The sequence below is a fragment of the Micromonospora auratinigra genome, from assembly GCF_900089595.1.
Classification (GTDB): Bacteria; Actinomycetota; Actinomycetes; order Mycobacteriales; family Micromonosporaceae; genus Micromonospora; species Micromonospora auratinigra.
Map to the genome: position 1 here is coordinate 6,550,546 of NZ_LT594323.1, position 21,848 is coordinate 6,572,393.

General features: G+C 74.5%; 19 protein-coding genes. 12 read left to right on the plus strand and 7 right to left on the minus strand.

The features are described from left to right. Window positions 1-60: 60 nt before the first annotated feature. Window positions 61-807: an MBL fold metallo-hydrolase gene (locus tag GA0070611_RS29950; protein ID WP_091671837.1), complete on the plus strand. Its 747-nt coding sequence runs from the start codon at window positions 61-63 to the stop codon at window positions 805-807. Window positions 808-844: 37 nt separating this feature from the next. Here GA0070611_RS29950 and GA0070611_RS29955 read toward each other — a convergent pair whose 3' ends face one another. Continuing rightward, window positions 845-1,729: a sulfotransferase domain-containing protein gene (locus GA0070611_RS29955; protein WP_091671839.1), complete on the minus strand. Its 885-nt coding sequence runs from the start codon at window positions 1,727-1,729 to the stop codon at window positions 845-847. Window positions 1,730-2,014: 285 nt separating this feature from the next. Between GA0070611_RS29955 and GA0070611_RS29960 the strand changes: the two genes are divergently transcribed. The 9 genes from GA0070611_RS29960 to GA0070611_RS30000 all read left to right on the plus strand — a co-directional run bounded on the left by GA0070611_RS29960 (window position 2,015) and on the right by GA0070611_RS30000 (window position 14,204). Beyond that, the gene (locus GA0070611_RS29960; RefSeq protein ID WP_091671841.1) at window positions 2,015-3,604 is read left to right on the plus strand and encodes an amino acid permease; all 1,590 of its coding nucleotides are present in this window, start codon (window positions 2,015-2,017) and stop codon (window positions 3,602-3,604) included. 136 nt (window positions 3,605-3,740) lie between these two features. Further along, window positions 3,741-4,157, plus strand: coding sequence for a YciI family protein (locus tag GA0070611_RS29965; protein WP_091673672.1), 417 nt, complete (start codon window positions 3,741-3,743; stop codon window positions 4,155-4,157). Beyond that, a complete protein-coding gene (locus GA0070611_RS29970; protein ID WP_091671843.1) occupies window positions 4,157-5,371 on the plus strand; it encodes an RNA polymerase sigma factor in 1,215 nt (404 codons plus the stop codon). The genes GA0070611_RS29965 and GA0070611_RS29970 overlap by 1 nt, the downstream gene beginning before the upstream one ends. A 34-nt stretch (window positions 5,372-5,405) precedes the next feature. Next, window positions 5,406-5,783 carry a nuclear transport factor 2 family protein gene (locus GA0070611_RS29975; RefSeq protein WP_091671845.1) on the plus strand — a complete coding sequence of 126 codons (378 nt, stop codon included), beginning with the start codon at window positions 5,406-5,408 and terminating at the stop codon, window positions 5,781-5,783. A gap of 142 nt (window positions 5,784-5,925) precedes the next feature. Then, window positions 5,926-7,290 carry a glutamine synthetase family protein gene (locus GA0070611_RS29980; RefSeq protein ID WP_091671848.1) on the plus strand — a complete coding sequence of 455 codons (1,365 nt, stop codon included), beginning with the start codon at window positions 5,926-5,928 and terminating at the stop codon, window positions 7,288-7,290. 160 nt (window positions 7,291-7,450) lie between these two features. After that, a complete protein-coding gene (locus GA0070611_RS29985; RefSeq protein ID WP_091671851.1) occupies window positions 7,451-8,806 on the plus strand; it encodes an aldehyde dehydrogenase family protein in 1,356 nt (451 codons plus the stop codon). 5 nt (window positions 8,807-8,811) lie between these two features. Continuing rightward, window positions 8,812-9,579 carry a 3-oxoacyl-ACP reductase gene (locus GA0070611_RS29990; RefSeq protein ID WP_091671854.1) on the plus strand — a complete coding sequence of 256 codons (768 nt, stop codon included), beginning with the start codon at window positions 8,812-8,814 and terminating at the stop codon, window positions 9,577-9,579. Beyond that, complete coding sequence (locus GA0070611_RS29995) at window positions 9,576-10,280, plus strand: gamma-glutamyl-gamma-aminobutyrate hydrolase family protein (protein ID WP_091671857.1); 705 nt, start codon at window positions 9,576-9,578, stop codon at window positions 10,278-10,280. The genes GA0070611_RS29990 and GA0070611_RS29995 overlap by 4 nt, the downstream gene beginning before the upstream one ends. Before the next feature lie 264 nt (window positions 10,281-10,544). Next, window positions 10,545-14,204 (plus strand): SpoIIE family protein phosphatase, encoded by a 3,660-nt coding sequence (locus GA0070611_RS30000; RefSeq protein ID WP_091671860.1) that lies wholly within the window; start codon window positions 10,545-10,547, stop codon window positions 14,202-14,204. Window positions 14,205-14,216: 12 nt separating this feature from the next. Here the strand turns inward: GA0070611_RS30000 and GA0070611_RS30005 are convergent, their stop codons facing one another. Next, complete coding sequence (locus tag GA0070611_RS30005; RefSeq protein ID WP_231921266.1) at window positions 14,217-14,531, minus strand: STAS domain-containing protein; 315 nt, start codon at window positions 14,529-14,531, stop codon at window positions 14,217-14,219. A gap of 95 nt (window positions 14,532-14,626) precedes the next feature. On the opposite strand from GA0070611_RS30005, the gene map reads away from it, so the two are divergent. Further along, on the plus strand, window positions 14,627-15,484 hold the full coding sequence (gene map, locus GA0070611_RS30010; RefSeq protein ID WP_091671865.1) for a type I methionyl aminopeptidase: 858 nt from the start codon (window positions 14,627-14,629) through the stop codon (window positions 15,482-15,484). Further along, window positions 15,481-16,197 (plus strand): VIT1/CCC1 transporter family protein, encoded by a 717-nt coding sequence (locus GA0070611_RS30015; protein WP_091671867.1) that lies wholly within the window; start codon window positions 15,481-15,483, stop codon window positions 16,195-16,197. The genes map and GA0070611_RS30015 overlap by 4 nt, the downstream gene beginning before the upstream one ends. 109 nt (window positions 16,198-16,306) lie before the next feature. Here the strand turns inward: GA0070611_RS30015 and GA0070611_RS30020 are convergent, their stop codons facing one another. From GA0070611_RS30020 to GA0070611_RS30040, 5 genes are all read right to left on the minus strand, one after another. Then, window positions 16,307-17,038 (minus strand): nucleotidyltransferase domain-containing protein, encoded by a 732-nt coding sequence (locus GA0070611_RS30020; protein ID WP_231921267.1) that lies wholly within the window; start codon window positions 17,036-17,038, stop codon window positions 16,307-16,309. A 236-nt stretch (window positions 17,039-17,274) separates the two neighbouring features. Continuing rightward, a complete protein-coding gene (locus tag GA0070611_RS30025) occupies window positions 17,275-17,757 on the minus strand; it encodes a nitroreductase family deazaflavin-dependent oxidoreductase (protein WP_091673676.1) in 483 nt (160 codons plus the stop codon). A gap of 47 nt (window positions 17,758-17,804) precedes the next feature. Next, complete coding sequence (locus GA0070611_RS30030; protein WP_091671869.1) at window positions 17,805-20,501, minus strand: FtsX-like permease family protein; 2,697 nt, start codon at window positions 20,499-20,501, stop codon at window positions 17,805-17,807. Then, a complete protein-coding gene (locus tag GA0070611_RS30035) occupies window positions 20,498-21,214 on the minus strand; it encodes an ABC transporter ATP-binding protein (protein WP_197676052.1) in 717 nt (238 codons plus the stop codon). The genes GA0070611_RS30030 and GA0070611_RS30035 overlap by 4 nt, the downstream gene beginning before the upstream one ends. Window positions 21,215-21,257: 43 nt before the next feature. After that, on the minus strand, window positions 21,258-21,839 hold the full coding sequence (locus GA0070611_RS30040; protein ID WP_091671874.1) for a PadR family transcriptional regulator: 582 nt from the start codon (window positions 21,837-21,839) through the stop codon (window positions 21,258-21,260). Between the last annotated feature and the right edge of the window lie 9 nt (window positions 21,840-21,848).

A 21,848-nucleotide genomic window follows, 5' to 3' on the forward strand; every position in this document is an offset into this window, starting at 1 on the left:
CCCCGGCACTCGCCGGGACGAGGGCGGCGGGACGACGGCGGCGGCGGTTAGGGTCGGGGCGTGCGGATCACAGTCCTGGGCGGCCTCGGCGCCTGGCCCACCGCCGAGCAGGCGTGCTCCGGGTTCCTCGTCGAGCACGACGGCTTCCGGATGCTGATCGACCCCGGCTACGCCACCCTGCAACCGCTGCTGGCCCGGATACCGGCGGCGCGGGTGGACGCCGTCTACGTCAGCCACGGCCACCCGGACCACTGCGCCGACCTGCAACCATTGCTGCGCGCCCGGGTGCTCGCCGACCGGTCCGGACCGCCGCTGCCCGTGCACGCGCCGGCCGGCAGCCTGGACCGCCTGCTCGCCGTCGACGAGCCGGGCCTGGTGGAGCCGGCGTACGCGGCGCGGCCCTTCGCGCCGGGCGACTCCTTCCCGATCGGGCCGTTCGCCGTGACGACCTGGTCGTTGCCGCACTGGGTGCCGAACGCCGGGGCCCGGTTCACCGGGCCGGGCGGCGTGCTGGCGCACACCGGGGACACCGGGCCCAGCCCGGACCTGGTCGACCTGGCCCGCGACGCGGACCTGCTGATCGCCGAGGCGACCTACCCGGTGGCGGTGCCGGACCGGCACGCGGGCAACCTGTCCAGCGCCGCCGAGGTGGGCCGGTACGCGAGCGCGGCCGGGGCACGGCGAGTGCTGCTCACCCACCTGTGGCCGGGCACCGATCCCGCCCTGGCGCTGGCCGCCACGCGGCAGGCGTACGCCGGCCCGGTCGAGGTCGCGCGGCCGGGCCTGGTGTGTGGGATCGGCGTCTGACGGGCCGGGCGTGCCGGCGCGCCGGGACGGGCTGCGGTCAGCTCGCGCCGGTGCCGTGGTGCAGCCAGTGCCGTAGCTCCGCCGGCGCCAGGGCGGCCAGCCGCCGCTGGTAGTGGGCCTCGTCCGCGGCGGTGAGGAGGTCCCGCCACTGCCCGGTGGTCCCGCTGTGGAAGAAGCGGTCAGGGTCGGCGAAGAGGCCGAGCCCCTCGTCCGGCGCGAGCCGGTCCGCCCGGCCCCGCATCTCGCTGAACGTCGCCGCCCGGACCAGGTCCGGCCAGCGGCACTCGGGTACGTCGATGCCCAGCCGCCCGGCGAGCCGGCGCATCTGGCCCGCCAGGTCGCGGGAGAGGTCGGCGTAGTGCAGCAGCACCACCTGCTCGTCGTGGCGGCGATCCCAGGCGTCGGCGAGGTGTTGGACCAGCCCTGCGAGGTCCTCGTCGAGCCACTGCAACACCCGCAGCCGCGGGTCGCTCGGGCGGGGCGGGCGGGGTCGGTCCGGGGCCGGTCCGGCGGGCGGGAGCAGTCGGCGGATCACCGCGTCGTCCAGGTTGCCGCGATGGTGGCTCATCGACACGGCCACGTCGCGCGGGTCGCGGCCCACCACCAGGTACGTAACGCCAGGCGCGACGGGCAGGCCGTCGAGCGGGGTGTGGGTCTTGATGAACCGGCGATGGGTCTGCCGGTCGAGGACGTGCCGCACCTCGTCGAGAGGGCGCAGGCGCATGTCCAGCCAGGGGGAGAGGGCGGTGAGCGGGGCGGGCAGCTCGGGACCGCCGAAGATCAACAGAGCGCAGATCATCTGCGCCCAGGTGGTGCCGCACTTGGACGGGGTGCTCAGCACGATGTCGTCCGGCCGGAACGGGAAACCGTCCCACCGGCTGCTGTCGCTGATTCCGCTGACGTGGCGCTGCGGGGCAGGCATCGTCGCACGGTAGCCGGGGAGGCGGCGGCGCGGGGCGTCCGGGGGTACGGCGGAACGCCGTACGTGAGTGAGAGAGAGGTGGACGCCCCGCGCCGTCGCGGGACCGGACGTTGCCGAGCGCCCGGTGTCGGCCCGTCGCGATCGGGCCTGGTCACAGGCACCAGAATGCCCGTGCCGCGCGGTCGGGGCAACGCGATTTCGGCTGCCCGACGTATTGACCACCCTTGATCGTCGGGCGGACACTGCGAGCACTCGTACCGGGGAACCACCTCGAGGAGGTGTGCAGTGGCCACGACGCCCGCGCCGACCGCCGAGCAGCCGATGGACGACGACGCCCGACGACTCGCCGAACTCGGCTACCACCAGGAGCTGCACCGTACGTGGAGCGGCTTCTCCAACTTCGCCATCTCGTTCTCGATCATCTCGATCCTGGCCGGCTGCTTCACCACGTTCGGCCAGGCGTGGAACAACGGCGGCCCGGTGGCCGTCTCCTGGGGCTGGCCGCTGATCTCGCTGTTCATCCTGATCATCGGCTTCTGCATGGCCGAGCTGGTCTCGGCGTACCCGACGGCGGGCGGGATCTACTGGTGGGCGGCGACCATGGGCCGGCCGGTGCACGGCTGGTTCACCGGCTGGCTCAACCTGATCGGGCTGGTCGCGGTGACCGCCTCGGTCGACTACGGCTGCGCCACCTTCCTCAACCTGACGCTGTCCGCGCTCTTCGACGGCTGGGCCGGCACCGGGCATCAGACGTTCGGGCTGTTCGTGGTGATCCTGGCCCTGCACGGGCTGATCAACATCTATGGGCACCACGTCATCGACGTACTCCAGAACGTCTCGGTCTGGTGGCACGTGGCCGGCGCGGCCGCGGTGGTGCTGATCCTGGTGCTGGTCCCGGACCGGCACCAGAGCTTCCAGTTCGTCTTCACCGAGCGGTTCGACAACTCCGGCTTCGGCGACGGCGACACCGGCGGGCTGACGTTCTGGTTCTACGTGCTGCCGCTGGGCTTCCTGCTGACCCAGTACACGATCACCGGCTTCGACGCCTGCGCGCACGTGTCGGAGGAGACCCGGGGCGCGTCCAAGGCCGCCGCCCAGGGGCTCTGGCGGTCGATCTTCTACTCGGCGGTGGGTGGCTGGATCCTGCTGCTCGCCTTCCTCTTCGCCGCCACCGACGTGGACGCGATCAACAAGGCGGGCGGCTTCTCCGGGGCGATCTTCGAGACCGCGTTGACCCCGTTCTTCTTCAAGGCGGTCATCATCATCTCCACCATCGGCCAGTTCTTCTGCGGGATGAGCTGCGTGACCTCGATGTCGCGGATGGCGTACGCGTTCAGCCGGGACCGCGCGGTGCCCGGCTGGCGGCTCTGGTCCCGGGTGGACCGCAACGGCACCCCGCGACACGCGATCATCGGGGCGACCCTGGCCGGGCTGGTGCTGACCCTGCCGGCGCTCTACCAGAAGGCCGGCGTACCGGTCGCCTTCTACGCGGTGGTCTCCGTCGCGGTGATCGGGCTCTACCTGTCCTTCCTCATCCCGATCTTCCTGCGGCTGCGGATGGGCGACCGGTTCGTCCCCGGCCCGTGGACGCTGGGCTGGCGCTACAAGCTGCTCGGCTGGATCGCGGTGGTGGAGATCGCGATCATCTCGGTCTACTTCGTGCTGCCGATCGTGCCGGCCGGGGTGCCCGGCAACGGCCGGTTCTCCTGGTCTGCGGTGAACTACGCGCCGCTCGCCGTCGGCGGCGTGCTGCTCGGCGTGGCGATCTGGTGGTACGCCTCGGCCCGGAAGTGGTTCACCGGCCCCCGCCGGACCGTCGACCTGCCGGCGCAGCGCACCGCCGGGGACGGGGCGGTGGTGGACGACCCGGCCTGACCCGTCCGGCGCCGCTGCCGCCACGTCGGGCGATCCGGTCGGCAGAATTCCCGGGGGCGGTGTCGATCCGCGCGCCGCTCGTTCGACGTGTGGGTGCGCAGGGCCGGACGTGGCCCCGCCGGAGGAGGAGAACGCGATGTCGAAGTACATGCTGATCATGCGGGGCACCGACGAGTCGAACGCGGCCATGCTGGCGTCGATCGACGAAGCGATGGCCGCCACCGGCCGGTTCATCGAGGAGATGCTCCAGGCCGGGGTGCTCCTCGCGGCCGAAGGGCTGGACGATCCGGCCCGGGGCGTCGTGGTCCACTTCGGCGGCGGGACCCCGGTGGTCACGGACGGGCCGTACGGGGAGACCCGGGAGCTGTTCGGCGGCTACTTCCTGCTCGACGTCGCCTCGCAGCAGGAGGCCGTCGAGTGGGCCACCCGGATGCCGGCGGTCCCCGGGTCCATGATCGAGGTCCGTCGGGTGGCCGAGAGCGACGAGGTCCCGCAGGCCGCCGAGCGGACCGTGCCGGAGCGGGTCGGGAGCCAGAGCGACGGCCGGATCTGATGGGCGCCGCCGACGTCGAGGCCGTCTGGCGGATCGAGTCGGCCCGGATCGTCGCGGCGCTGACCCGGTTCACCGGCGACGTCGGGCTGGCCGAGGACGCCACCCAGGAGGCGGTGGCCGAGGCGTTGGTGACCTGGCCGCGCGCCTCCCCGGCCAATCCGGCCGGCTGGCTGATGGCCACCGCCCGGCGGCGGGCGATCGACGCGATCCGCCGCCGGGCCGCCCTGCGCGACCGGTACGCCCTGCTGGCGGTCGACCCGCCGGTCACCGAGGACGTCGACCCCGACCCGATCGGCGACGACGTGCTGGCGTTGATGTTCGTCAGCTGCCACCCGGTGCTCTCCCCGCCGGCCCGGGTGGCGCTGACCCTGCGGGTGGTCGGTGGCCTGACCAGCGAGGAGATCGCCCGCGCGTTCCTGGTGTCCGTGCCGACCGTGCAGGCCCGCATCACCCGGGCCAAGAAGGCGATCGCCGCCGCCGGGGTGCCGTTCGAGCTGCCGGCGGCCGACGAGCGCCGGGAACGGCTGGCCGGCGTCCTCGGCGTCGTCCACGCGATCTTCACCGAGGGCTCGACGGCCACCTCCGGCGACCGGCTGCTGCGCCCCGACCTCGCGGCCGAGGCGATCCGGCTGGCCCGCCTCCTGGCCACGGTGCAGCCGGACGAGCCGGAGGTGCACGGCCTGCTCGCGCTCTGCGAGCTGACCGCGGCGCGCTTCCCGGCCCGGACCGCCCCGGACGGCGCGCCGGTCCTCCTCGACGAGCAGGACCGACGGCGGTGGGACGGCGCGGCGATCCGTCGCGGGCTGGCCGCCCTGACCCGGGCCGCGGCGGGCGGCCTCGGCCCGTACGGGATCCAGGCCGCGATCGCCGCCACCCACGCCGCGGCGCCCTCGGTCGAGTCGACCGACTGGCCCCGGATCGTGCTGCTCTACGAGGCGCTCGGCCGGGTCGCGCCCTCGCCGGTGGTCACCCTCAACCGGGCCGTCGCGGTGGCCATGGCCACCGGCCCGGCACCGGCCCTGGCCATCGTGGACGAGCTGATCGCCGCGGACCGGCTGCCCGGCTCGCACCTGGTCCCGACCGTACGCGGGGAACTGCTGGCCCGGCTCGGCCGGCGACCCGAGGCGCGCGCCGAGCTGGCGCGGGCGGCCCGGCTCTGCGCCAACGAGCGGGAGCGGTCGGTGCTGCTGCGCAAGGCGGCCGCGCTGAGCTGAGCCGACTGTCGGTGGGGCCTGCCATCATCCGGTGATGGATGCCGAAGCTGTCGTACGCGCGTTGTGGGACCGGATGCAGGCCCGCGACTGGGCCGGGGTCGGTGGGCTGCTCGCCGACGACGTGGTGGTGGAGTGGCCGGCCAGCGCCGAGCGGATCGTCGGCCGGGACAACTACGTGAAGATCAACGCCGAGTATCCAGAGGGCTGGTCGATCCGGGTGCTGCGGGTGGTGGCCGCCGGTGACACGGTGGTCTCCGAGGTGGAGGTGCCGCACGAGACCATGGGCGTGCACCGGGTCGCGTCGTTCTGGACCGTGCGCGACGGGACCATCGTCGACGGCCGGGAGTACTGGACGAGCCTCGGCCAGGACCCGTCCCCGCAGTGGCGATCCGCCTGGGTCCAGCCGATCTGACGCCCCGCCGTCCGGCCGACGCCCCGGGCCGTCACGGTGCCGGCGCGCGACGGCGGCCGTCGATGGGTTTGCCGGGGTGCCCGGCGGGGGCATTGACGGTGATCCGGTCTTGGCAGTAGACCTTGGTGATGGAGGCGCGCCGATGAGGAAAGCTCCGCTCACGCTGGAACAGTTGCGCGTCGCCGTCGGCGAGGGCGAGATCGACACGGTGGTGCTCGCGCTGACCGACATGCAGGGCCGCCTGCAGGGCAAGCGGTTCCACGCCCCCTTCTTCCTGGACCAGGTGGTCGCGAACGGCAGCGAGGGCTGCAACTACCTGCTCGCGGTGGACGTCGACATGAACACCGTCGACGGGTACGCGATGTCGAGCTGGGAGCGCGGCTACGGCGACTTCGCGATGCGCCCCGACCTGGACACGCTGCGCCGTACGCCGTGGCAGCCCGGCAGCGCGCTGCTGCTGGCCGACCTGGAGTGGCTGGACGGCTCCGGCCCGGTGATCGCCTCGCCCCGGCAGATCCTGCGCCGGCAGCTCGACCGGCTGGCCGCGCACGGGCTGACCGCGTACGCCGGCACCGAGCTGGAGTTCGTGCTCTACCGCGACTCGTACGAGGAGGCGTGGCGGCGCGGCTACCGCGAGCTGACCCCGGCGAACCAGTACAACGTGGACTACTCGCTGCTCGGCACCGCCCGGGTGGAGCCGCTGCTGCGCCGCATCCGCACCGAGATGGCCGGCGCGGGGCTGACCCCGGAGAGCGCCAAGGGCGAGTGCAACCTCGGCCAGCACGAGATCGCCTTCCGCTACGACGAGGCGGTGGCCTGCGCCGACCACCACGTCATCTACAAGAACGGGGCGAAGGAGATCGCCGCCCAGGAGGGCATGTCGATCACCTTCATGGCCAAGCCGAACGCGCGGGAGGGCAACTCCTGCCACATCCACTTCTCGCTGCGCGACGGCTCCGGCTCGTCGGCGATGCTCGGCGACGGGCCGGCGCACCTGAGCGTGACCGGGCAGCGGGTGCTGGCCGGGCTGCTCGCCACCATGCGCGAGTTCAGCCTGCTGTTCGCCCCCAACATCAACTCCTACAAGCGGTACCAGCCCGGTTCGTTCGCGCCGACCGCGCTGCGCTGGGGCACCGACAACCGGACCTGCGCGCTGCGGCTGGTCGGCCACGGCCAGGGCATGCGGGTGGAGAACCGGGTGCCCGGCGCGGACGTCAACCCGTACCTGGCCATCGCCGCCCTGGTCGCCGGGGCGGTGCACGGCATCGAATCGGAGCTGGAGCTGGGCGACGAGTGCACCGGCAACGCGTACGACGACCCGCAGTCCGAGCGCGTCCCCGCCACCCTCCGCGACGCCCTCACCCTCTGGCAGGACTCCTCGGTGGCCGAGGCCGCCTTCGGCGCCGAGGTCGTCGCCCACTACGCCAACCACGCAAAGGTCGAGCTCACCGCCTTCGACGCCGCCGTCACCGACTGGGAACTCACCCGTGGCTTCGAACGCCTCTGACCCCCCGCCCCCGCCCTGGCCTCGCGACCGGTTCCGCGATCTTGCACTTGGTGCCCTCGGGGAGGGTGAGGAGCGGCTTCTGTCGGGGCACTGACTGCAAGATCGCGGGGGACCGGGAGCGGGGGATCGGGAGTGGCGAGGGGAGTGGAGGGGGTGGGGCGTGACTGAGGTGCGGAACCCGGCTACGGGGGAGGTGCTGGGGGAGGTCGCGGGGGTGTCCGTCGCGGAGACGGACGCGGCGATCGCGCGGGCGGCTGCGGCGTACGAGCGGTGGCGGGACGTGTCGCCGGGGGAGCGGGGGCGGTTGCTGCGGCGCTTCGCCGCCGTGGTGGACGCGCACCGGGAGGAGCTGGCGCAGCTGGAGGTGCGCAACTCCGGGCACACCGTCGGCAACGCCCGCTGGGAGGCGGGCAACGTCCGCGACGTGCTCGACTACTACGCGGGCGCGCCGGAGCGGCTGACCGGGCGGCAGATCCCGGTGCCGGGCGGGCTGGACGTGACCTTCCACGAGCCGCTCGGCGTGGTCGGGGTGATCGTGCCGTGGAACTTCCCGATGCCGATCGCCGCCTGGGGGTTCGCCCCCGCCCTCGCCGCCGGCAACACGGTGGTGCTGAAGCCCGCCGAGCTGACCCCGCTGACCGCGCTGCGCCTGGCCGAGCTGGCCCGCGAGGCGGGCCTGCCGGAGGACGTGTTCACCGTGCTGCCCGGCCGGGGCAGCGTGGTGGGGGAGCGGTTCGTCACCCACCCGGCCGTGCGCAAGGTCTGCTTCACCGGCTCCACCGAGGTCGGCACCCGGATCATGGCCGGCTGCGCCGAGCAGGTGAAGCGGGTGACCCTGGAGCTGGGCGGCAAGTCCGCCAACCTGGTCTTCGCCGACGCCGACCTGGCGAAGGCGGCGGCCACCGCGCCGTACGCGGTCTTCGACAACGCCGGGCAGGACTGCTGCGCCCGCTCGCGCATCCTGGTCCAGCGTCCGGTGTACGACCGGTTCCTGGAGCTGCTCGAACCTGCCGTACGCGCCTTCCGGGTCGAGGACCCGGCCGCCGAGACCGCCGAGATGGGTCCGCTGATCTCCGCCGGGCACCGGGACCGGGTCGCCGGGTACGTCGACGGGGCGACGGTGGCCTTCACCGGCTCCCGCCCCGACGGCCCCGGCTTCTGGTACGCCCCGACGGTGCTGCTCGCCGACTCCCCGGCCGACCGGCACTGGCGGGAGGAGGTCTTCGGCCCGGTGGTCTCGGTGCTGCCGTTCGACGACGAGGCGGACGCGATCCGGCTGGCCAACGACACCGAGTACGGGCTCTCCGGCTCGATCTGGACCCGCGACGTCGGCCGGGCGCTGCGGGTCGCCCGGGCGGTCGAGTCGGGCAACCTCAGCGTCAACTCGCACTCCTCGGTGCGCTACTGGACCCCGTTCGGCGGGATGAAGCGCTCCGGCCTGGGCCGGGAGCTGGGTCCGGACGCGCTGCACGCGTTCACCGATGTCAAGAACGTCTTCATCAGCACGGAGGAGTGAGAGCGGTGCAGGGTCGACTGACGGACCGGGTGGCCGTGGTGACGGGCGCGGGCAGCGGGATCGGGCTGGCCACCGTGCGGCGGTTCGCCGCCGAGGGGGCGCGGGTGGTCTGCGTCGACATCGACGCCGACGCCGGGCGGCGGGCCGCCGAGGAGGTGGGCGGGGAGTTCGTGGCCACCGACGTGGCCGACGAGGGCGCGGTGCGCGAGCTCTTCGACGGGGTGGCCGAGCGGCACGGCCGGGTGGACGTGGCGTTCAACAACGCCGGCATCTCGCCGCCGGACGACGACTCGATCCTGGAGACCGGGCTGGACGCCTGGGAGCGGGTGCTGCGGGTCAACACCACCAGCGTCTACCTCTGCTGCAAGTACGCCATCCCGCACATGCGTCGGCAGGGCAAGGGCTCGATCATCAACACCGCCTCGTTCGTGGCGCTGATGGGGGCGGCGACGTCGCAGATCGCGTACACCGCGAGCAAGGGCGGGGTGCTGGCGATGACCCGGGAGCTGGGCGTGCAGTTCGCCCGGGAGGGCATCCGGGTCAACGCGCTCTGCCCCGGCCCGGTGGCCACCCCGCTGCTGCTGGAGCTGTTCGCCAAGGATCCGGAGCGGGCCGCGCGCCGGCTCGTGCACGTGCCGATGGGCCGGTTCGGCAACCCCGAGGAGATCGCCGCCGCGGTGGCCTTCCTGGCCAGCGACGACGCCTCCTTCATGACCGCCGCGCAGTTCGTGGTCGACGGCGGGATCACCGGCGCGTACGTGACACCCCTATGAGTCGGCCGCTGATCGGGATCACCGCGTACGTCGAGCCGGCGGGGTGGGCGGTGTGGCGGGACGTGCCGGCGGCACTGGTGCCGCAGGCGTACGTGCGGGCGGTGACGGCTGCCGGCGGCCGGGCGGTGGTGCTGCCCCCGGACGACGCGGACGCGGACGTGCTGGCGGTGCTGGACGGGCTGCTGCTGGCCGGCGGCGCCGACGTCGGCCCGGAGCGGTACGGCCGCCCGCCGGACCCGCGTACCGAGGCCCGGCCGGACCGGGACGCGGGCGAGCTGGCGTTGCTGGCCGCCGCGCTGGCGGCCGACCTGCCGCTGCTCGGCGTGTGCCGGGGCATGCAGCTGCTCGCCGCCGCGTGTGGCGGCACCCTGCACCAGCACCTGCCGGACGTGGTCGGGCACGAGCGGCACCGCCCGGCCCCGGGGGTGTACGGGTCGCATCCGGTCCGGTTCGCCGCGGGCAGCCGGGCCGCGGCGGTGATGGCCGGGGTGGACCGGGTCAACTCGTACCACCACCAGGGGGTCGCCGACCCGGGTGGCCTGCGGGTGACCGGGTGGGCCGACGACGGGGTGGTGGAGGCGGTCGAGGATCCCGGGCGGCGGTTCGTGCTCGGGGTGCAGTGGCATCCGGAGAACGAGCCGGATCCGCGGCCGGTGACCGCCCTGGTCCGGGCCGCGACCGGCCAGAACGCCTTCGTGTAGCGCGGATCACACACTTCAATTTCGTGAAATGCATCTACGGGAGAGCGCGATTTCTGCGCCTGTCCGCACCGTTGCGCGCCGATCCGCCCGGTGCCGCGCCGCCACCCGACTCGCCGTCGGCCGTCGGTTACGACAGGATGAGGCAGAGGTAACCAGCGACCGCGGACGCGGATGCGTTACGTTGCTGCTCCGTCGGGGTAGTACGCGGGGACGGTCGGCGTGCACGCGCCGACCGTCGTGAGGTAGGCCGGAGCAGGAGGCTGCATGGGCTCGGCCCAGGGGGGCGAGGACGGGCGTCGCGCGTCCTCGGGGACCGCCGACGCGCGACTTCCGGCGCTGCTGACCGCGGCCTTCGCCGCCGGCGGTCAGATGGGCGAACGGCTGCGCGCCTTCGACTGGTCCACCACTGCGCTCGGCACCCCGGACAGCTGGCCCCCGGCGCTCGCCCACGCGATGAGCACCATGCTCGCCTCCCAGGCCCAGATGGTGGTCTTCTGGGGCGCGGACCACCTGACCTTCTACAACGACGCCTACCGGCCCACGATCGGCGACAAGCACCCCGCGGTGCTCGGCCAGCCCGCCCGCGACTACTGGGTGGAGACCTGGGACGTGCTCGGGCCGCTCCTGGACGGGGTGCGCCGCACCGGGGTGCCGTACCGGGGCGACAACCACCCCTTCGTGATCAACCGGCACGGCTTCCTGGAGGACGTCTACTTCGACATCTCCTACGACCCGATCCGCGACGCCGACGGCGGCGTCAACGGAATCTTCTGCTTCGTCCAGGAGACCACCGGCCGGGTGCTCGGCGAACGCCGGCTGCGCACGCTGGCCGAGCTGGGCTCCGAGCTGGCCGACGTGCGGAGCACCGTGGAGCTGGGCCGGACCACCGCCCGGGTGCTCGACGCCCACCGCGCGGACGTGCCGTTCAGCGCCATCTGGCTGCACGACGAGAACGGCACCCCGGCGCTGGCCGGCTGCTCGGGCGTGCAGCCGGGCGCGCTCACCGACGGGCCGCCCGAGCCGGGCGCCGAGAGCGTCGAACACGCCCGCTGGGTGACCGTCGCCGACCTGCTCGGCGAGGTGCCGCCGGACGCCGCCGACCACGCCCTGGTGCTGCCGCTGACCGCCACCAACGAACCGGCCGGCGTGCTGCTGCTCGGGGTGGCCCGCCGGCTCCCGTTCAGCGACGACTACCGCGACTTCGTGGAGCTGGTCGCCGCCCAGGTCTCCCGGGCGGTCGGCAAGCAGCGGGCGTACGAGCAGGAGCGGGCCCGCGCCGCCGAGCTGGCCGCGCTGGACCGGGCCAAGACGAACTTCTTCGCCAACGTCAGCCACGAGTTCCGCACCCCGCTCACCCTGGTCCTCGGCCCGCTGGAGGACATGCTCGCCGATCCGACGCTCTCCCCGTCGCACACCGAGCGGCTGGGCATGATGCACCGCAACGCGCTGCGGCTGCTCAAGCTGGTCAACACCGTGCTCGACTTCTCCCGGCTGGAGTCCGGCCGGCTGGCCGCCCGCTACCAGCCCACCGACCTGGCCGACTACACCGCCCGGCTGGCCAGCACCTTCCGCTCGGCCACCGAACGGGCCGGGCTGCGCCTGGTCGTCGAGTGCCCACCGCTGCCCGCGCCGGTCTACGTCGACCGGGACATGTGGGAGAAGATCGTCCTCAACCTGATCTCCAACGCCGTCAAGTTCACCTTCGAGGGCGAGATCCGGGTGCGGATCGGGGCCGGCGAGCGCGGCGCGGTGCTGGAGGTCTCCGACACCGGCGTCGGAATCGCGCCCGAGGAGCTGCCTCAGGTCTTCGAACGGTTCCACCGGGTCGCGGGCGCGCGGTCGCGTACCCACGAGGGCACCGGCATCGGCCTGGCCCTGGTCCGCGAGCTGGTCGAGATGCACGGCGGCACGGTCCGGGCCGGCAGCGTCGTGGAGCGGGGCACCACCTTCACGGTCACCGTCCCGTTCGGGTACGGGCACCTGCCCGCCGACCGGGTCGCCGCGCTCGCGCCCGTCCCGCTCAGCGAGCCGGAGCAGGCCCGCCTCTACGTCGCCGAGACCGCGCTCTGGACCGACGATGTGAGCCGCCCCGCCGGGCTGCCCGAGCCGACCGCCGCGCCCTCCGGCTCCGGCCGGATCCTGCTCGCCGACGACAACGCCGACCTGCGCGAGCACGTCGGCCGGCTGCTCTCCCCGGCGTACGAGGTGGTCGCCGTGCCGGACGGGGTGGAGGCGCTGCGGCTGGCCGTGGACACCCCGTTCGACCTGGTGCTGACCGACGTGATGATGCCTCGGCTGGACGGGTTCGGCCTGGTCACCGCGCTGCGCGCGAACCCGGTCACCCGGCACGTGCCGATCGTGCTGCTCTCCGCCCGGGCCGGCTCCGCCGAGGAGGTCGCCGGGCTCGCCGTCGGCGCCGACGACTACCTCACCAAGCCCTTCTCCAGCCAGGAGCTGATCGCCCGGGTCCGCGCCAACGTCGAGCTGGGCCAGCTGCGCGGGCAGATCATCCGCCGGCTGCGGGCCCTCGCCGACGCGGCGGTCGCCATCAACACCGCCCGGACCACCGCCGACGTGGTCCAGGTCGCCGCCCGGCACGCGCTCAGCCTCGCCGAGGCCGCCCGGGTCGTGGTGACCGCCACCGGCAGCCGGTACGAGGCGGACGGCGGCGGCGACGCCCCGGTCGAGCCGTCGGCCGTGCTGCCGCTGACCGGCACCACCGGCGAGCAGCTCGGCGAGCTGCGGGTGTGGCGGCGCGAGGGCGGCGGCACCGAACAGGCGGCGCTCACCGAACTGGCCCGGCTGATCGGCGTACGGCTGGAGAACGCCCAGCTCTACGAGGCCGAGCACCACATCGCCACCACCCTGCAGCACAGCCTGCTGCCGCGCACGTTGCCGCAACTGCCCGGCGCGGTGGTGGCCAGCCGGTACCTGCCCGGCAGCGCGGACGTCGAGGTCGGCGGCGACTGGTACGACGTGATCCGCACCCCGGACGACGACCTGGTGCTGGTGATCGGCGACGTGGTGGGCAAGGGCGTGCGCGCCGCCGCGGCGATGGGACAGCTCCGCAACGCGCTGCGGGCGTACGTGCTGGAGGGGTTCGACCCGGGGGCGGCGCTCACCCGCCTCAACCACCTGGTCACCTCCACCGAGGGCGGCTCCTTCGCCACCGTGTTCTGCCTCTGGTTCACCCCGGACACCGGTCGGCTCCGCTACGCCAGCGCCGGTCATCCGTCACCGTTGCTCATCGAGGGGGACGAGGTGGCGTACCTGCACGACCGGGCGCTCGGGCCGCCGATCGGCGCGATACCGCAGACCGGGTACCGGACCGTCGAGGGCAGCATCGCCCCCGGCGGTCGGTTGCTGCTCTACACCGACGGCCTGATCGAGGACCGGCGGCTCGGCATCGACGCCGGGTTCAGTCAGCTCCGGTCGGACGCGACCGCCGGGGGTGCGCACGTCGCCGACCTGGTCGACGCGGTGGTCGAGCGGGTGGCCGGCCGGGCCCGACACGACGACGTGGCGGTGCTGGCGTTGGAGGCCGCCGAGCTGAACCGGTTCGCGCTGCGGCTGCCCGCCGACCCGACCCGGCTCAGCGTGCTGCGCAAGCGGCTGGAGGACTTCCTGGTCGCGCACCAGGTCGGCGAGACGGACCTGTTCGACCTGACCGTGGCGATCTCCGAGGCCGCCGCCAACGCCATCGAGCACCCGCTGGACCCGGCCGAGGCGACCATCGACGTCGAGGTGACCATCGCCGACCGGACGGTGACCGCGACGGTCCGGGACAGCGGCCGCTGGCGGGAGTCGAGCGGGTCGAGCTTCCGGGGCCGGGGGCTGGCGCTGATCCAGGCGCTCGGCGAACTCTCGGTCACCCGGACCGGGGCGGGCACCGAGGTGACGCTGCGCCGCCGGCTGGCCGACTGACCGGCCGGCGGGTCAGCTCTCGACCAGCCAGTCCTGGTCGCCCAGGCCGGAGATCTCCAGCACCCGGCGTACCTGACGGGACGGCAGCACCCGCAGGGTGCCCGGGAAGCGCTGGGCGAGGCGGACCACCGCGTGGATCGCCGCCGAGTCGAAGAAGGTGACCTCGCGCAGGTCGAGGGTGAGGCGGGTGGCCGGCTCCCGGAGCGCGGTCTGGAACATGGTGTCGGCGGTCGCCATGTCGACCTCGCCGGTCACCACCACGCTGAGGTGGTCGTCGTCGCGCTCCGCGGTGACGGAGAAGACGGGAGGTGCGCCCCCTTGATCCACGGAGCAACAATGGCACACTGCTTGTGGCACGGCAACAACCCGGCCGCACGGGCCGTGGCGGGGGTCACCCGGGGGTGCGGCGATAGGCTGTGGCCATGACCGTCCGTGCGCCGCTGACCCCCGGCACGCTCTCCCCGTGGCGAGCGGTGCCCGCCCACATCACGCGCCCCGAGTACGTGGGGAAGAAGAACCCGCGGCAGTGGCGCGGCTCGCACGTGCAGACGCCGGAGACCATCGAGAAGATGCGGGTCGCCGGCCGCCTCGCCGCCCAGGCGACCCAGCTCGCGGGTGAGCACTGCAAGCCGGGGGTGACCACCGACGAGATCGACCGGGTCGTGCACGAGTTCCTCTGCGACCACGGCGCGTACCCGTCGACGCTGGGCTACCGGGGCTTCCCGAAGTCCTGCTGCACCAGCCTCAACGAGGTGATCTGCCACGGCATCCCCGACTCCACCGTGCTGCAGGACGGCGACATCATCAACGTCGACGTCACCGCGTACCTGAACGGGGTGCACGGCGACACCGACGCCACCTTCTGCGTCGGCGAGGTGAGCGAGGAGGCCCGGCTGCTGGTCGAGCGGACCCACGAGGCGATGATGCGCGGCATCAAGGCCGTCGCCCCGGGCCGCCAGATCAACGTGATCGGCCGGGTCATCGAGTCGTACGCCAAGCGCTTCGGCTACGGGGTGGTCCGCGACTTCACCGGCCACGGCATCGGCGAGGCCTTCCACAGCGGCCTGTACGTCCCGCACTACGACAGCCCGCGTCCCACCGACGTGATGGAGCCCGGCATGACGTTCACCATCGAGCCGATGATCACGCTCGGCACCCACCAGTACGACATGTGGGACGACGGCTGGACCGTGGTCACCAAGGACCGCCGGTGGACGGCCCAGTTCGAGCACACCATCGTCGTCACCGACGGCGGCTACGAGATCCTGACCCTGCCGTGACCGAGACCCCGGCGGCGCTGCGCGAGGCGCACCACGCGGACGTGTCCGGCGGTTGGCTGCGGCCGGCCGTGTTCGGGGCGATGGACGGTCTGGTCACCAACATCGCCCTGATCGCCGGCGTCGGCGGCGGCGGTGTCTCGCCGCGCAGCGTCATCCTCACCGGCACCGCCGGCCTGGTCGCCGGCGCCATCTCGATGGGGCTGGGCGAGTACACCAGCGTCCGGTCGGCCAACGAGCAGGTGGCCGCCGAGGTGGCCAAGGAGCGGCGGGAGCTGGAGCGCCACCCCGAGGCGGAGGCCCGGGAACTGGCCGAGGCGTGGGTGGCCCGGGGTCTGCCCCGGGACCTGGCCCTCCAGGTCGCCAACGAGATCCGGCGCAACCCGGAAGAGGCGCTGCGGATGCACGTCCGGGAGGAGTTGGGCGTCGACCCGGACGAGCAGCCCAGCCCCTGGGCCGCGGCGATCTCCTCGCTGCTCTGCTTCTCGGTGGGCGCGTTGGTGCCGCTGCTGACCTACCTGATCGGCTTCACCAGCCTCTGGTTGGCGCTCGGCGTCGGCGGGGTGGGCCTCTTCGTGGCCGGCGCGATCGTCGCCCGCTTCACCAACCGGCCGTGGTGGTCCGGCGGCCTGCGCCAGTTCCTGCTCGGCGCCCTGGCAGCCGGCGCCACCTACCTCATCGGCACCCTAATCGGCGTCCAGGGCGGCCTCGGCTGACCCCTGCTCCTCCCGCACTGATTCACGGAAAGAGTGGTTATCCGAGGCTGGATAACCACTCTTTCCGTGAAAGAGGCGCCCGCACAGCGGGAGCGGGCGGGGCGCGCGGTCAGCCGGCGAGGAGGTCGTCGACGGTGCCGTCGACGGGGCGGCCCCGGGCGGCGAGTTCCTCGGCCTGCCGGGTCAGCACCGTGCCGACCTCGGTCATGTCGGCGCCGGCCAGCCCGGTACGCCGTACCGCGTCGCCCGGGTCCCGGAAGTAGGTGCGGCTGAACAGCCCCTGCACGGTGGCCGCGGCCAGCCGCGCCTCGCCGAGCATCAGCAGCGCCTGGTCGGTCTCGTACCACTCGGCCAGCCGCAGCGCCCGGGCGTGTGCCGCGCTGCCCCGGTACCAGGCGTGGCGGGCGGCGGTGGTGAACTCGCCCGGCCGGGCCCGGGCCAGCCGGGCCAGGTGCTCGTCGCGCAGGGTCCGCAACCAGCCGGTCGGGTCGTGCAGCGCCCGGGTGGTGACGTAGCGGTCGGCGGCCAGCGGCCAACGCGGGGTGATCGTGCGGGCCTGCCCCAGGTAGTCGTCGGCCGCCGCGACGGTGAGATCGACCAGCACGCCGTCCACCCGCCGGGTGGCCGGGGTCGGCCCGCCGCCCGGCCGGTAGGTGACCAGCAGCAACCCGACCTCGCTGTCCCCGCCGCCGTCGTCGTCGCCGTGCGCCAACGGCCCGTGCACCGCGACGGCGAGCAGGTCGGCGGGGAACCGGCGCAGCGCGGCGTCGCTCACCCGCTCGGCGACCCGCCAGCGGGGATCGTCCAGGCGGCGGTCGATCTCCGGGTCGCCGGTGTCCACGGTCCACCTCCGGGGTACGGGGTCGGGCCGCCCGTGGGCGACCCGGGCATGCGTCCGGTCCACCCTAGCCAGCCGCCGGACGCCCTCCCGGCGACCACGCCGGCCCGGCTCGCGGGCGGTGCGACCGGCGGGTCGGTCGGTCCGGTCACGCGGCCGTGCCGGCCCGGCGACCGGGTCGGATCGCGGACGGGCGGGCGGCGGGTCGGTCGGGCCGGCCGCGCGGCCATGGCGGTCGGTCAGGCCGGGTCGGGGGCGTCGACCGGGACCAGGCGGAACACCCGGATCTCCCGGCCACCGGCCCGTTCCACGTACGTCCGGTAGGCGGGCCACTCGTCGACCAGCCGGGCGAAGAGCCGCTCCCGCTCCTCGCCGGTGATCAGCTCGGCGTGGACCGGGATCCGGCGTCCCTTGACGTCGATCTCGGCGGCCGGCTGTGCGAGCAGGTTCAACGACCAGGCCGGCTGGTGCTGCTGCCCCCAGTTCGACCCGATCACCACGTACCCGTCGCCGTCCGGCACGTACAGCAGCGGGTTGCTGCGGGGCTTGCCGGAGCGGCGGCCGGTGGTGGTGATGACCAGGGAGGGGATCAGCCCGAAGGCGACCACCCGGCCCTTGGTCAGCCGGCCGACCAGCCGGTCGGCGGGGACGAGCAGGCGCATGGTGGCGGCGAACCACTTCTGGTGACCGAGACGGCGGGTGAGGGATCCCAGGGTGGACACCAGCCCAGTGTGCCGGCTGCGGCCCGGGAACGACACCCCCGGACGGCTCAGTCCAGTCGGCGTTCCACCGGCAGCCGGGAGCGGGTGAACAGGGCCGCCCCGGCCATCGCCACCACCGGCACCACCACCAGCACCCCGACGGTCAGCCCCGGCACCACCAGCGGGTACGGCTCCTGCACCGGCCACGACTCGGCGTAGCGCCGGTTCAGCGAGAGCAGGATGATGGCCGCCGAGCCGAGCCCGGCCGCCAGCCCGAGCGCCGAACCGAGCACCGCGATGACGCCGGCCTGGCAGAGCGAGAGCACCCGGCGTACCCGGGGATCGGCCCCGACCGCGGCGAGGGTGGAGAGGTCCCGGCGGCCCTCGGCGGCGGCGAGGCCGGTGGCCACCGCCGCCGCGCCGAGCGTGATCACGCCCGCGCCGATCGAGAGCAGGAGCAGCAGCGACCGGTACCGGGAGGGTGGACCGGCCGGCTCCACCGTCACCGACAGCGCGCCGGCGCGGGCCAGCGCGGCGGCGAGCCGCTGCCGCTGGGCCGCGTCCACCGGTCGGGGCGAGTCCAGCACGTAGCCCACCCGTTCGGCGCGGACGCCGAGCGCGGTCGCGGCGGACGGCGGGACGACGAGCCGGTCGACCGCCACTCCGCCGTGCAGCACGTGGCCGGGCAGCCGGGTCTCGGTCGTCCGGTTGCCGACGCTGACCGTGACCGTCACCGTGCCGTCCACCACCAGCCGGGGATCGCTGACCACCACCGCGCCGCCCCGCAACGCCCGGCGGGCCGCCTCGATCTCTCCGGCCGGAGCGCCGGTGAGCGGGCCCAGCGCGCTGCCGTCGTCCAGGTACGCGGGCAGGTAGAAGCCGTCCGCGCTGCGGAACGCCCGGGCGCAGCGCGGGTCGTCGCGGGCGGCCGGGGCGGCGGCGCCCGGTTCCGGACCGTCCACCGGCCCGTACGGGCAGCGCCGGTCGGCCGGCAGCACCGCCTCGACCAGGCAGTAGTCGTCCAGCCCGGCGGGCGGGGCGCAGACCGCCTGGTCGATCGGGGCGACCGTGGCGTCGGGCAGCACGGCCCGGACCTGCCCGGCGAGGTCCGTGGCCGACGGCGTCGGCGGCGCGAGCGGGTCACCGGTGCGCAGCAGCAGCACGTGTCCGGGTGGGATGCCCGGTTGCCAGAGCGCCCGGCTCCGGGCGTCGTCGCTGGCCACGTAGACGCCGAGGGCCACGCTGCCGGCCACCGCCGCCATCACCGCCGAGATGGCCGGGGCCGCCAGGGAGCGGTTGCGGCTGGCGTCGCGCAGCGCCAACCGGGGGGCGAGCGGCAGCAGCCGTCCGGCCCTGGCCAGCAGGCCGACCAGGGCGGGGGTGACGAAGACCAGGCCCAATTCGCCGAGGATCACGCCGGACAGCACCAGGGTCGGCGCGGTCCGGGTGGCGCCCAGCGCGGCCAGCGCCGCCCCGACCACGGTCAGCAGCACCCCGAGGACCAGCCAGCGCGGCCGGTGCCGGGGTGGCTGCCGCCGGCCGGCCAGTCCGGCCACCACGTCCTGCCGGGCCGCCGTCCAGGCCGGGGCGAGCGCGGCCAGCACGCCGGCCAGCACCGCCACCCCGGCGATCGCGGCCAGCGCCGCCGGGAAGACCCGGTACCCGCCGGAGCGGGCGTGCAGCACGTACTGCTCGACCAGCGGCCGCCCGGCGAACGCGGCGGCGACGCCGAGCAGCAGCCCGAGCGCCGCCCCGCCGGCGCCGAGCACCACCCCGTCGGCGAGCACGATGCGCCGCAGGTGCGCGGCGTCCCCGCCGGCCACCGCGACCAGGGCCAGGTCCCGGCGTCGCCGGCGGACGCCGACCGCGAAGGCGGGGCCGACCAGCAGCACCACCTCCAGCAGGCCGAGCCCGCCGACCAGCACGGCGTTGCCGGCGTGCTCGGCGTCGGGCAGGTCCGGCCCCAGGTCGGATTCGTACCGGCCGGGCAGCGGGGCCCGGGCGGCCAGCACGATGCCGTGGGCGTTGAGCCGGTCCGCCAGCGCCTCGTCGACCGGCCCCGGCAGGTCCACCAGCCAGCTCTCGTCCGGCACGTCCACCGTGTCGCGGGCCGCCTCCGGGCGGAGCGCGACCAGCTCCCGCAGGGCGTCCGGGAACTCCACCACCCCGACCACGCGGTAGGTGGCACCCTCCGGCGTGCGCAGCGCCCCACCGAGGGGTACGCCGAGCCGGCGGTGCAGCTGCGGGCTGAGCGCGACCTCGTCGGGGGCGCTCGGACGTCGCCCGGCCAGCAGGGTGGCCGCCGGCCGGGCGATCGGGTCGGTCAGGTCGACGGCGCGGGCGTCGATCGGCTCGCTGCGGTCACCGACCCGGATCGAGAACGGCGTCCACCAGCGCACCCGGGTCAGCCGGCTGCCGGCGGGCAGCAGCGCGCCCAGTTCCTCCGCCCGGACCGGCCGGGTGCGGGGCGGTTCCTCCTCCCGCACCGGCCAGTAGCTGCTGCCCCAGGCGTCCTGCACCTGTGGCCCCTCGGCCACCCAGCGCAGCTCGACGTCGGCCGCGCCGAGCCGCCGCTCCTGCTGCTCGGCGCGGGTCAGCTCCGACATGTCGTAGCTCGCGGCGACGAAGCTCAGGCCCAGCACGGGCAGCGCGATCATCGCCAGCACCAGCACTGTGCGTCGCCGGGCGCGGCGGGCCTCCCGGCGGGCGATCCGCAGCGCGGCCCGCCACGAGCCGAGCGCGGCGGCGGTCCGGCCCCGGTTCACCGCCCGCTGCCGCTGAGCAGGTGTTCGACGCCGACCAGCGGCGCGGTCGAGTCGACCAGGTCACCGTCGCGCAGGAACACCACCCGGTCGGCCCAGCCCGCGTGCCGGGCCTCGTGGGTGACCAGCACCCCGGCCGCGCCCGCGTCCACCCGCCGGCGCAGCAGGTGCAGCACCGCCTCCCCGGTCTGCGAGTCGAGCGCCCCGGTCGGCTCGTCGGCGAGGACCAGGCGGCGCTCGCCGACCAGCGCCCGGGCGATGGCGACCCGCTGCTGCTGGCCGCCGGACATCTGGTCGGGGAACCGGTCGGCCAGGGCCGCCACCCCGACCTCGTCGAGCGCGGCCAGCGCCGCGCGGCGGGCCGCCCGGACGCCGGTCCCGTCGAGTTCCAGCGGGAGCGCCACGTTCTCCACCGCGGTGAGGCTGCCCAGCAGGTTCAGGTCCTGGAACACGTACCCGATCCGGCGGCGGCGCAGCCGGGCCAGCTCGCGGGCGCGCAGCGCGCCGAGCGCCTCCCCCTCGACCAGCACCTCGCCCGCGGTCGGACGGTCCAGGCCGCCGGCCAGCGCGAGCAGGGTCGACTTGCCGGAGCCGGACGGGCCCATCACCGCCACCAGCTCACCGGCCCGCACGGTCAGCGCGATCCCGCGCAGCGCGTGCACGGCCGCCGCCCCGGTGCCGTGGGTGCGGTGCACGTCCCGCAGTTCGAGCACCACGCTCACCGTGGTCCCTCCGTCCTCCGCCGGGGCGCGGCGGGGTTCACCGGCGGGCCGCCTCGTCGGTCCGCTCCACCGCCTCGGGTCGGCCGGTGGGCCGGTTCGGTGCCGGGCGGTGGCGGACCAGGCTGGTCTCGCAGTGGTCGAGCCAGCGGACCTCCGCCTCGGCCTGGAAGATCATCGCGTCCAGCACCAGCCGCCAGGGCAGGTCCTCGGGCTTGTCGCTGGCGTACTTGAGCCGGGTGTACTCCTGCAACGCGCGCATGGTGGCGGTGCGCTGGGTCTGCACCACCGCCCGGACGTCCACCCCGGGTGTGGTCAGCGCCAGCGCCAGCTTGATCGACAGCTCGTCGCGGGGCCGGTCGGCGCGGCTGATCGGGGTGGCGAACCAGAGGGTCAGGTCGGCCCGCCCGGCGGCGGTGATCTCGTACGGCCGCTGCCCGCCCTCGCTCTCCGGCAGGGACCGGACCAGTCCGTCGCGTTCCAGCCGGGCGAGCGTGGTGTAGACCTGCCCGATGTTCAGCGGCCAGGTGGAGCCGGTCGACTCCTCGAACGCGGCGCGCAGCTGGTAGCCGTACATCTGGCCGCGTTCGAGCAGCGCGAGCAGGCCGTGACGGATGGACATGGCGTGGAG